We start from the raw sequence: 11,140 nt of genomic DNA, 5'->3' as shown, positions 1-11,140 counted from the left end.
GTTCTATGGGCATTCTTGAAAGAACACTGGGGGCAATTTCCCCCGGGTGGGCTGCGGCACGCGCGCGGGATCGTCTCCGGCTCAACGCGTATGAAGCGGCCAACCCATCACGGCTGCACAAGGCCAAAAAGCAAAGCCAGTCTGCGGATACCTCGGTATTTGCAGCAGGCCAGTCCCTGCGGGAACAGGCCCGCTGGCTCGACGAAAACCATGACCTCGTGATCGGCCTGTTCGACAAAATGGAAGACCGGGTAATTGGTGCCCACGGCATCCATGTTGAGCCGCAGCCCCTCGATCTGGAGGGCAATCTCCATTCCGATTTTGCCGAGCAGCTTTCGGCACTCTGGGCGGAATGGTCGGTGCGTCCGGAAGTGACCGGTATGTTTACCCGGCCGGAAGCCGAGCGCCTGCTGTTGCGTTCAGCACTGCGTGACGGAGAGGTGTTCACGCAGCTGGTCAGGGGGAATGTGCCGGGCCTACAGCATGCCACCTCCGTACCGTTCTCGCTGGAAATGCTGGAGGCGGATTTTGTACCGTTCAACCTGAACAGCACCGCCGGCCAGCAGGTTCGTCAGGGCATCATCGTGAACGAGTGGGGGCGTCCCGTCGGCTACCGCGTTTACAAATATCATCCGGCGAATATGACGCGGTTCAGCGCCGAACTTAAAACCGTCTCTGCTGACAACATGCTTCACCTGGCACAGCGCAAGCGACTGCACCAGCTGCGCGGTATCAGCCTGATCCACGGGGTAATTACCCGTCTGTCAGACATCAAGGATTATGAAGAGAGCGAGCGCGTGGCCGCCCGTATTGCCGCCGCGCTGGGGTTCTATATCAAGCGTGGCGATGCCCAGTCCCTTGGCGATGAAAGTGAGTTTTCAACGCCCGGTGGTCAGCGTCACTACGATATCGCGCCGGGCATGATTTACGACGAGCTCCGGCCCGGCGAAGACCTGGGCATGGTGGAATCAAACCGCCCGAACGTTCATCTCTACGAATTCCGAAACGGACAGATGCGGGCCGTGGCCGCCGGTACACGCGGCAGCTATTCCAGCATTGCCCGGGACTATAACGGCACCTACAGCTCCCAGCGACAGGAGCTGGTGGAGAGCTTCGAAGGGTACAACGTCCTGCAACAGTGGTTTGTCGGTCAGCACAGCCGCCCCGTTTACCGCGCATGGCTGGCGATGGCGTTGCTGAGCGGCATTGAAGTCCCGCCGGATGTGGATCCGAATTCTCTCTATAACGCGCTTTATCTCGGGCCGGTGATGCCCTGGATTGATCCGGGGAAAGAGGCGAACGCCTGGAAGGCTATTGTGCGTGGCGGTGCCGGTACTGAAGCGGAATGGGCACGGGCGCGAGGTAAAAACCCGCAGGAGGTTAAACGCCAGCGACTGCGTGAAACCGAGTTTAACCGTCAACACGGGCTGGTGTTTGATTCCGACGCCGCCAACGACAAAGGAGCGATGCCAGATGCAACGGCAAAACCAAAAGACGATCGGCGCGAGCTGGACGATGATGATTAACCCCCACGCCAGCCTGGCGGGTGTCGATGCGGCCAACGGTCAGTGCTGGTACGAAATCCGCGCGCTGTCTCCCGGGCGCGTTGAAATCTTCCTCTATGACGTGATCGGTGGCTGGGGCATCACAGCCCAGCAGTTCGTCGCGGACTGTAAAGAGGCGGGGGTGTTTGACGCCAGCGCGGTGGATTTACATATCCACAGCCCCGGCGGCGATGTCATGCAGGGTTTTGCCATCTACAACACCCTGTCGCGGCTGAAAGCGAAAGTGGATATCTGGGTGGACGGTGTGGCAGCCAGCATGGCCTCGATGATTGTCTGCCTGCCCGGCGCCACGGTACACATGCCGGAAAACGCCTGGATCATGGTCCACAAACCATGGGGCGGCATCGCCGGGGATTCTGACGACATGCGCGATTACGCCGCCTGGCTTGATCGTAACGAAGCCCTGATGCTCAGCGCCTACATGAACAAAACCGGACTGGGGCAGGAGGAGCTGGAGGCGATGCTGAAAGCAGAGACCTGGCTTAACGGTGCCGAGGCGGTGGATAAAGGTTTCGCCGACCTGCTTGAACCTGAACTGCAGGCCGCGGCCTGTGTGAATGAAAATAAACTGAAGGATTACCAGAACATGCCAGAACAGATTAAATCCCTTTTTGCGCCGCGCGCCGAAGCTCCGGTGAATCAGCCACAGCAACCTGCTCCGGTACAGCAGCCCGCGCCGGTTCAGGCAAACCTAAACCCGTCAGCGCCACAACAGCCCGCGCCGCAGATGACAAATATCGATATCACCGCGCTGGCCCAGCAGCTGCAGCAGCAGATGCAGACGGCAAACGCGGAGCGCGTGAATTCCGTTTCTGCCGTGTTTGAGGCGTTCCCGACCTTCGCGACGTTGAAGGCGGAGTGCCTTGCCGACTTCACCTGCAACGCTGAAAAAGCCCGCGATAAACTTCTGCAGGCGCTGGCGGCGGGCACCACCCCGAGCGCTGGTCCGGGAGCCATTCATCTTTATGCCGGTAACGGCAATCTGGTCGGTGATTCCATTCGCGCTGCGGTAATGACCCGAGCGGGTTATGCGCAGGCTGAAAAAGATAACGCCTACAACGGTTATACCCTGCGCGAACTGGCGCGTGCTTCCCTGGTCGATCGCGGCATCGGCATCTCCGGGGCTGGCACGGCACAGGCAATGGTCGGGCTTGCGTTCACCCACAGCAGCAGCGACTTCGGTAATATCCTGATGGATGTGGCGCACAAGGCGGCACTGATGGGCTGGGATGAAGCCACCGAAACCTTTGAACAGTGGACCCGGAAGGGCACGCTGACCGATTTCAAAACCGCGCACCGTGTCGGTCTGGAATCACTGGCATCGCTTCGTAAGGTGCGTGCCGGGGCAGAATATAAATATATCACCATCAAGGATCGCGGCGAGCCGATTGCGCTGGCCACCTACGGTGAACTCTTCAGCATCGACCGACAGACCATCATCAACGATGATCTGGATATGCTGACCCGTATTCCACAGGCCATGGGGCTTGCTGCGCGTGCCACCGTGGGCGATCTGGTTTGGGCAGTCCTGACGAGCAACCCGAAAATGTCAGACGGCAAGCCGCTGTTCCATGCCGATCACGGCAACCTTGTCTCAGCCGATCTGAGTATCGAAGGCCTGGATACGGCGCGTAAGGCGATGTTGCTGCAAAAATCAGGCGACCGCCGTCTGAACATTCGCCCGGCCTACATGCTGGCACCAGTGGCCATTGAGTCCCGCGCTAACCAGCTCATCAAATCGGCCAGCGTACCGGGCGCGGATGCGAACAGCGGTATCGTCAACCCGCTCCAGAACTTTGTGACGGTCGTCTCTGAGGCGCGTCTGGATGACAGCAGCCCGACGGATTACTACCTGACCGCTGCACAGGGACGTGACACTATCGAAGTGGCGTATCTGGACGGTATCGATACGCCATATCTGGAGCAGCAGCAGGGCTTCACCGTTGACGGTGCCGCATTCAAGGTCCGCATCGATGCAGGTGTGGCACCGCTTGACTGGCGCGGCATGGTTAAAGTCACGAAAAAATAACGACCGTCATCTGACGGTTTTTTATTACGGAGTGGCGCGTGCTGCTCCTTTTTTGTCTGGAGAGAAAAATGGCGAAAAATTATCAGCAGGACGGCAACACCCTTGATTTTCAGAATAACGGTGCGACCGGTATTCACTCCGGTGACGCCGTGCTTTCAGGGGCGCTGGTTGGCGTCGCTCACGATGACATCCCGGCAGGGCAGTGGGGCGTGCTGCATACCACGGGCGTTTTCGTTCTGCCAAAGGCGGCGGAAGCGGTCACTGTCGGCCAGAAGCTGTATCTGGCCGACGGTAAACTGACTATTGAGGCGGGAGAAGCGGCCACACCGAATCCTCTGGCCGGAACGGCCTGGGCAGACGCGGCGGCTGATGTCGGAACTGTTCCGGTCCGGCTTGGCTACTGATGAACCGCTTTCGTCAACGCCTGTTAAACGCGGATGCCCGGATCTCCCGGGCATTTGCCGAAGAAGTGCCTGCAATCCTGTCCATCGACAGTGAACTGCGTTCTGTCACCGTGATTTTTGAAACGCCGGATGCGCCGGTTGATGTGCAGGGCGGGGGGCAGATTCAGGATCGGGCCCCGGCCTTCAGCGCGATGACCGCCGATATCGCGGGGCTTGAGAAGCACCACGAGGTGGAAATTAACGGTACCGCTTACCGCGTAACGCACGTTGGTGCCGATGAAGAAGGGCGGACCCGCGTCACCCTGGCTTATGGTAAGCCGGGCAAACCGCAGCCGGAAATCAACAAGTGGAGCTGATATGGCGCGTGAATCTAGACTGCGACGGGATTTACCCGTCGATATCGATGTGGAGGCCATCTGGCGGATTGCGGAGCACATCGGAGCCAGCCATAAGCAGTTTCGGGCGGCGTATTCCCGCGCGCTGAAACGCACCGCCGCCACGCTGCGTAAGAAAGCGGTTGCTGACATGAAGGATGGTCTGGCGCCGCGCAGTCTGGATATGGTGCGCCGGCGCTTGCTTTCCTTTCGCCTCGATCGTAGTTCTCAGTCTCAGCTGGATAACTTTCGGCTCTGGTTCGGCCTGAACGCCATCAAGGTAAAAGACCTGAAAGGCCGGATTAGCGGGAGGTTGAGGCCTCACCATACCCGGCGGGATAAATCCACCGGACGGTTTATAAAGGCGCGGCGCCAGGCAGAAAACGCCGGATTCACCCCAAAGGGCAGCCTGCTTTCCCCGCGCACGTTTGAAAACGGGGAAGTGGCGCGCTCCCGCCGTGAAAACCGGCGGACGGTGGTTATTCGCGATCCGGATACCCGGCGGACCCGCGAAGCGGAAGTCGATATTTATGAGCCGATGCTGAACTACATCGAGGATAACGCCTTTGCCGAGGCGATGGAGATTTTCATGCATCACTTTGAAACAGATCTGCGCGGGCGCGTGAAAGCCCGTATTTCTGTCTGAGGTTAACCATGGCCGAGCCATTGCTGCTGGGGCAGTATCACGATGCTGTCACCGGCGCACTGAAAAAAATTGACTGGGTGCGCGACGCCGATACCTATCCGGAAAAAAATGTGCCGCGCTTTACCGGGCTGACAACGCCGGCGGTGTATTTATCCATTAACGGCTGGGAGCAGGGCGGAGGCAACGAGGGGCAGCTCAATGTCACCCTGTCCTGCGATTTGTTCGTGGTGGTGGATGCGGCCGGCGCGGGCGTCAGCCGGCCCGAAATTTTCCTGCGCACGGCGGCCGCAGATATCACCCAGTGGATTGATGGTCAGCTGTTCGGCCTGAGCAGTCTGGAGCCTGCCGTGTTTATCGATGCGTCACGCGATGAGTTTGATCCGCGCATGGATGATTACCTGGTCTGGCGTATTTCCTTCACACAGTCCGCGGCTTTTGGTTCGGATCCGTTTGCTCAGACTAATCCCCCGCTGAATGCCGTCTGGCTCGGTAAGGCACCGGATATTGGCCGGGCGCATGTCGACGATTATCAGCTGATTTACGAGGCGAAACCCGATGAGTGATATTGAGGGCGATTTACAGCGCCGCCTGGCGAATATCGTCCGGCGCGGAGTTATTCATTCCGTTAAGCATGACGGTATACCGAAATGCCGCGTGGATCTGGGCGACATCACCACCACATGGCTGCCGCTCTGCCAGGGCTTTTCGGGTACTAACCGGGCTGACTTCAATCCGTATGCGGTCGGGGATGCGGTCACGGTACTGTCGGAGGCGGGCGAGCTGAATAATGGCCGGGTGTTTCCCGGCTGGAATACCGGCGGTCTGCCGGTGCCGGAGGGCAGCGACAGCGAGCATATCACCCGCTACGGCGACGGTACCGAGATCCGCTATGACCGCGCCGCGCATGCCCTGACCATCACCCTGGCGGAGGGCGGGACCTACAAAATCATCGGGAAAGGTACGCTGGACGGTCCGGTGGAAATTACCGATACCCTGACCGTACAGGGGAAAACGCAGATAAACGCCGACACGAACGTGGCCGGAAATATCGGAGCAACCCAGGAAATTTCGGACGGTACCGGGAAAATGAGCGGGATCCGCGAAACCTACAACAGCCATAACCATAAAGAAAATGGTGACGGCGGTGGTACCACGAATCCCCCCAATCAAAAAATGTGACCTGCCGCGGCAGGTTTTTTTTATGCCTGGAGAAAATGAATGGCGAATTTACATGGTGTGGAAACGATCGAGCTGACATCCGGTACGGTCGCGGTCACGACGATCCAGACGGCTATTATCGGCCTGGTGGGTACTGCGCCTGATGCCTCTGCCGGAACGCCGGCCGGTGCCAGCACAGGAACCCCTATTCTGGATAACGTTGTGGATTTTTCCGCGACTATTGCTGGCAGGGCAGGAAACGTGGTGGTGGTTGAGGCTGTAGCCGGCGTCCCAGATGAAGAAAATCCCGCTGCGATTGAAACTTCTGCCGTCTGGGAGGCAGAAGCATTAACGCTGACTATCACGCTTGGCTGTGATGAAACAGGCAAGCTGACGGCAACGCCCTCAGCAGTGTCCACTGCCGTGGGCGCGGTGGCAGATGCGAAGGTGACCGCAGCGGGAAGCGGCAGCGGCGTGGTCACACCGTTCCGGTTGCAGCTGTCCGGTGGAGAGGATGAGCCGTTCCCGCTGAATACGCCGGTGGCGATTGTTGGTACCTCAATGCTTTCCCGGCTCGGTGAAAAAGGTACGCTGAAACAGGCGCTCACCGAAATTAACGACCAGCGAAATGCACTGACGGTGGTAGTTCGTGTGGCAGAAGAAAGCGACGAAGCGAAACAGCGTGCGGCGGTGCTGACCGGGATCGGTGCATTGTCATCTGCACGCTCCGTGACGACATACCAGCCCCGAATCGTCATTGCACCGGGGTTCAGTGAGGATGATGCCGTGGGCAAGGCGCTGGAAACCGTTGCGGGCAAACTGCGGGCGGTGGCGTATGTTGACTGCGAGTCCGGTGCCACGCTGCAGGAGGTGGTGCAGCGTCGCCGGTCTTATGGCACCCGCACCGAGCTGCTGCGCCCGCGCGTTCAGGTCAGCAATGCCGACGGTCAGCTGGTCTATCGCCCTTATTCTGCGTTTGCGGCGGGGCTGCGCGCCCGTATCGACTTTGAGAAGGGCTGGTGGTGGAGTAAGTCCAACCAGGACATTAACAACATCCTCGGCGTGGAGCAGATCGACGAGTTCATTCTCGGAGATGAAAACTGCGATGCGAACCTGCTCAACATGCAGAACGTCTCCACCATCATCCGCCGGGCCGGGTTTAAGCACTGGGGCAACCGTCTCTGTGGTACCAACCCACAGTGGCGCTTCGAATCGGTTCGCCGTACCGCCGACGTCATTGAGGACAGCATTCAGGAAACGATGTTGGAGTACGTTGACCGTCCGCTGGACCGGGAAAACGCCGACGACATTATCGGCACCATCAATGCCTACATGCGCCAGCTGGTCGGGCTCGGTGCCATCTTCGGCGGTCGTGCCTGGCTGGATGAGGAGCTTAACACCGCTGAGAGCATGGCGGCGGGCGTGCTGTACATCAACTATGACTTTGGTCCGAAATCGCCGACTGAGCTTATCAGCCTGCGCGTCCGGGTGAATAACAACTATGCGCTTGAGGAGATGCTGGCAGCATGAGCGAAAAAAACACATTACGTGTCTGGACCTTCTTCCGGCAGGGGATCCGCATACAGGGGGCGCATGAATTCACGCCGCCGGCACTGTCCATTGTCAAAACCGATCTGCGCACCGGCGCACAGGACGCGCCATCCCCCGTCGATGACGGCATGGAGGCTCTCACCTGCCAGCTGAAGTTTTACGGTGTGGACGTGGACATGCTGACCGCCTTCGGTTTTGTCAGCGGCAGCCGTCCGCGCTTTACGGCCTATCAGGGGTATCTGGCTAACGGTACCGCGTTGGGCACCATCGAGGAGATCGAGGGCTTTGTACAGACCGTCACGCCCGATGCGCGCGGCAAGGACAGCCTCTCGGAAAACGCTATCACGGTGGACATCGCCGTGAGCTATTACCGTCAGACCAAAGACGGCCGCGAGCTTTTTGAAATTGATACTGAACGCTTCTCGCGCCGGGTGAATGGTGTGGATGTGTTATCCGGCTTGGCGGCTAAAGTTCGCCTCTGAGACTAACTTCCTTTCTATAACGGCCTGCGGGCCGTTTTTACTTTACGGAGAGTGTTATGAATTTTCCCGGTGAAACCCGCGTTATCAAACTGTATTCCCCTGTTTCCGTTGAGAACGGCGGTCTCCTCGAACAGGTGACGCTGCGCGAGCCGCTTGTGCGTGACCGCATCGCCTTTTCCAAAGACCGCGGCAGTGAAGAAGAGAAAGAAGCGCGCATGATTGCGCTTCTGTGCAACCTCAGCGAGCAGGATATCTGGCAGCTGACGGCGGCGGATTATGCGCAGCTGCTGGACGCGTTTAATGTTTTTATGCTCCCGCCCGCGGAGCGACCGAAAGAGGCCTGATCCGGGCGATACGCTTTCTCGGGCGGCGCCTGCATTTTCCCATGACGGAATACCTGGATATGCCGTTCAGCGTGTTTTCTGATTTTCTCACCGACGAAGTGGAGGCGGTAAATCGTGGCCGGATTAAGCCAGAACCTTAAGGCCGTCATTACCTTTGGTGGCAATATCGACAGTTCATGGAGCCGTTCAGCAAACGGCCTGCAAAAGAGCCTGAAGGACGTCGGGAAGCAGTCAGAAAAACTGACGAAAGATCAGACTAAGCTGGCGGCGGAAATCAAGCGGGCAAAGCTTGCCGGGCAAAGCCTGGGCGACCTTAAGCGGCGGTACAGTGACGTGTCCCGTGAAATTCGCAAAACCGAAGCCGAGCAGCAGAAGCTGAACCAGCAGATGCAGAAGGCACAGCGGCTGTCGGCATTCAAGGGGGCAGGTAAAGGTCTGTTTCGCCGCGGTCTGGGTATCGCCGGTCAGCTGGGCTCTATGGTGGCGCCGGGGTTGGCGATCGGCGGCGGCGGGGTGGTGGCTTCCGCCCTGGGCACCCTGATTGCCCCGGCGGCCACCAACGCGGAGACGGCCCGGCGTGCCGGCGTGGCGAAAAGCTATGGCGTGGAAATCCCGACGTTTGATGCCTGGGACACGCTCGCAAAACAGTACGACATGAACGGGGAGAACATCGGCGATCTGTTCGAGGAGTATCTGCACAAGGCGGGGGAGTACAAGCAGAACGGCAAGCAGGGATCGCTGCAGGACGCGTTTGAAACGCTGGGGTTTAAGGCGGGAGATTTAGCCGGCGTCAGCGATATGGCGCAGTTTGAGAAAATCGTCGAGCGCGCGCTCAGCCTGCAGGATGAATCGAAAGCCTCCTTTGCGCTGGATTCGCTGTTTGGCGGCGAGGCCAGCAAGCTGCTGATGCTGCTGAAGCAGTCCGGGAAGAGTTACCGCGATCTGATGGACGAGCAGCGCCGGTATAACTTGGTCACGAAAGAGGGTGCTGAAGGCGCGATGGAGGGCAACCGCGCCATTACCAACCTTCAGACTGTCTTTTCTTCTGCGGTGGCGGAAATCTCCGGTCAGCTCGGTAACGAACTGGCGCCGGATATCCGCCGTCTGACTGACGATATGGCGGAGTGGTTTAAAGGCGGGGGGATCAGGCACATCGTCAGTTTTCTGCGTAATGACCTCTACCCCGGTGTGCTGACGTTCGGGCAGGGGATCGTTTTCGTCGGAAAGGTGGCGTTCGCACTGGCGAAAAAACTGTCCTGGCTGCTGCCGGATGAGCGAAGCGATCAGCGTGATGTCCTTAAATCGCTGGCGATGACCGGTTCGGTTGATATCGCCCGTATGACGGCCCAGAAAAACGGGCAGGGCGAATGGTTTGAGCAGCAGCTCACTGAGAAACCGGCGCTGGTGGATGACGTGAAAAAATCGTACCGGGACAGCCGCGGATTTTTCCGCGACGACGAGGAGTCATTCAACAATACTCTCGATAAATATGTGACGCCGGAAAGCAGCGACGCGCTGTTCAGCTGGGGCTCAGTTCTCAACAACAACCAGAGAGAGTCTGCTCAACCCGGGCGTGAGACATCCGACGATTATGCCTGCGCCTGGAGAAATTACAGGCTTCCTTCCTCTCCTGCGTTTGAAAAAAACCACAGCTGGCTCACAGCGGAGATACCGACACCGCCGGCAGGCCAGTCAGTAGAAGAGGGTGGAAGTGACTGGGTGATGTTGCTTCAAAAGCTGGATTCCGCGGACAAAGCGCCGCCTCCCCGACAACTGACAGATAACCGTAAGTATGAATACCGGTTTGAAATTCACGGTGCACCGGGGCAGGACGAGCGGGGGATTGCTGATGAAGTTGAGGCAGTGACGAAAAGCAGCCCGGCTTTTACGGGTGACAGCAGCATGCTGGACGGAGGGCAAATCTGGTGAGTGAAATCATTCCTGTCTTTGAAGACTTTGGGCAGACAGGGGCTAGCTCGGTTCGTGGCGTACAGGCTGCCCGGGTGATGATGATGCTGGGCGACTTTGCCTTTTCCATCGACACCACGGCGTATAACCAGCTGACCCGCGAGGCCAGCTGGCGATGGAGCGAGCAGGAGCGGATCGGGAAGCAAGATTTATTGCAGTATACCGGCAAGCCCGGGCGAACCGTCCGGCTTGAAGGGGAGTCGCACGCCTTCTTCCGTAAGGGGGTGAATGCCGTTAACGATCTCTATGATCTCGCAGACCAGAACAAGCCACAGCAACTGGTCAGCGGTGAAGGGGATGTGCTGGGCTGGTGGGTGGTGATCGACTTCTCCGACACGACCAGTCGATTCCTGCCTGGTGGCGGCCACCGTAATAAAAACTGGACGATGACGCTGAAACATTATGCAGACGATATATCAAACCCGTGACGGTGACGTGCTGGATGCTGTCTGCGCGGCGCATTACGGCATTGAAAACCTTTCTTATATTGTGACGCAGGTTCTCGAAGCGAATCCGGGGCTGGCCGATGTCGGTGCTGTTTATCCGTCAGGACTGTTTATCACCCTGCCGGATCTGGCTCCGCCGGTTCAGGATTCTGCGTTCAGTCTGTGGGATTAAA

Annotated in this window: 13 protein-coding genes; all 13 read left to right on the top strand. The window is 58.5% G+C overall.

Features of this window, described 5'->3' with window-relative positions; genetic code table 11:
* The first annotated feature begins 5 nt into the window (after positions 1–5).
* The gene (locus tag SIK69_RS20665; protein WP_319786964.1) at positions 6–1,526 is read left to right on the top strand and encodes a phage portal protein; all 1,521 of its coding nucleotides are present in this window, start codon (positions 6–8) and stop codon (positions 1,524–1,526) included.
* Complete coding sequence (locus SIK69_RS20660) at positions 1,516–3,594, top strand: ClpP-like prohead protease/major capsid protein fusion protein (RefSeq protein ID WP_374941385.1); 2,079 nt, start codon at positions 1,516–1,518, stop codon at positions 3,592–3,594. Before SIK69_RS20665 ends, SIK69_RS20660 begins: the two co-directional genes overlap by 11 nt.
* Positions 3,595–3,662: 68 nt before the next feature.
* Complete coding sequence (locus tag SIK69_RS20655; RefSeq protein ID WP_319786963.1) at positions 3,663–3,998, top strand: DUF2190 family protein; 336 nt, start codon at positions 3,663–3,665, stop codon at positions 3,996–3,998.
* The gene (locus SIK69_RS20650) at positions 3,998–4,354 is read left to right on the top strand and encodes a head-tail joining protein (RefSeq protein WP_319786962.1); all 357 of its coding nucleotides are present in this window, start codon (positions 3,998–4,000) and stop codon (positions 4,352–4,354) included. Before SIK69_RS20655 ends, SIK69_RS20650 begins: the two co-directional genes overlap by 1 nt.
* A 1-nt stretch (position 4,355) precedes the next feature.
* Positions 4,356–5,018, top strand: a complete 663-nt coding sequence (locus tag SIK69_RS20645) for a hypothetical protein (RefSeq protein WP_319786961.1) — start codon at positions 4,356–4,358, stop codon at positions 5,016–5,018.
* Positions 5,019–5,026: 8 nt separating this feature from the next.
* Positions 5,027–5,581: a hypothetical protein gene (locus SIK69_RS20640; protein ID WP_319786960.1), complete on the top strand. Its 555-nt coding sequence runs from the start codon at positions 5,027–5,029 to the stop codon at positions 5,579–5,581.
* Positions 5,574–6,197: a phage baseplate assembly protein V gene (locus SIK69_RS20635; protein WP_319786959.1), complete on the top strand. Its 624-nt coding sequence runs from the start codon at positions 5,574–5,576 to the stop codon at positions 6,195–6,197. Before SIK69_RS20640 ends, SIK69_RS20635 begins: the two co-directional genes overlap by 8 nt.
* Before the next feature lie 39 nt (positions 6,198–6,236).
* On the top strand, positions 6,237–7,706 hold the full coding sequence (locus SIK69_RS20630) for a phage tail sheath C-terminal domain-containing protein (protein WP_319786958.1): 1,470 nt from the start codon (positions 6,237–6,239) through the stop codon (positions 7,704–7,706).
* Positions 7,703–8,209 carry a phage major tail tube protein gene (locus SIK69_RS20625; protein ID WP_319786957.1) on the top strand — a complete coding sequence of 169 codons (507 nt, stop codon included), beginning with the start codon at positions 7,703–7,705 and terminating at the stop codon, positions 8,207–8,209. The genes SIK69_RS20630 and SIK69_RS20625 overlap by 4 nt, the downstream gene beginning before the upstream one ends.
* Positions 8,210–8,265: 56 nt before the next feature.
* Positions 8,266–8,553, top strand: coding sequence for a phage tail assembly protein (locus SIK69_RS20620; RefSeq protein ID WP_058610431.1), 288 nt, complete (start codon positions 8,266–8,268; stop codon positions 8,551–8,553).
* A gap of 114 nt (positions 8,554–8,667) precedes the next feature.
* Positions 8,668–10,482 (top strand): AAA family ATPase, encoded by a 1,815-nt coding sequence (locus SIK69_RS20615; protein ID WP_319786956.1) that lies wholly within the window; start codon positions 8,668–8,670, stop codon positions 10,480–10,482.
* Complete coding sequence (locus SIK69_RS20610) at positions 10,479–10,949, top strand: phage tail protein (protein ID WP_374941380.1); 471 nt, start codon at positions 10,479–10,481, stop codon at positions 10,947–10,949. Before SIK69_RS20615 ends, SIK69_RS20610 begins: the two co-directional genes overlap by 4 nt.
* Positions 10,924–11,139 (top strand): tail protein X, encoded by a 216-nt coding sequence (locus SIK69_RS20605; RefSeq protein WP_319786955.1) that lies wholly within the window; start codon positions 10,924–10,926, stop codon positions 11,137–11,139. Before SIK69_RS20610 ends, SIK69_RS20605 begins: the two co-directional genes overlap by 26 nt.
* The last annotated feature ends 1 nt before the right edge of the window (position 11,140 follow it).

The organism is Scandinavium lactucae (genome assembly GCF_033843265.1).
In the GTDB taxonomy this organism is placed as follows: Bacteria; Pseudomonadota; Gammaproteobacteria; order Enterobacterales; family Enterobacteriaceae; genus Scandinavium; species Scandinavium lactucae.
Note: the sequence above shows the minus strand (reverse complement) of the source record. Positions and strands in the feature narration are given on the sequence as shown.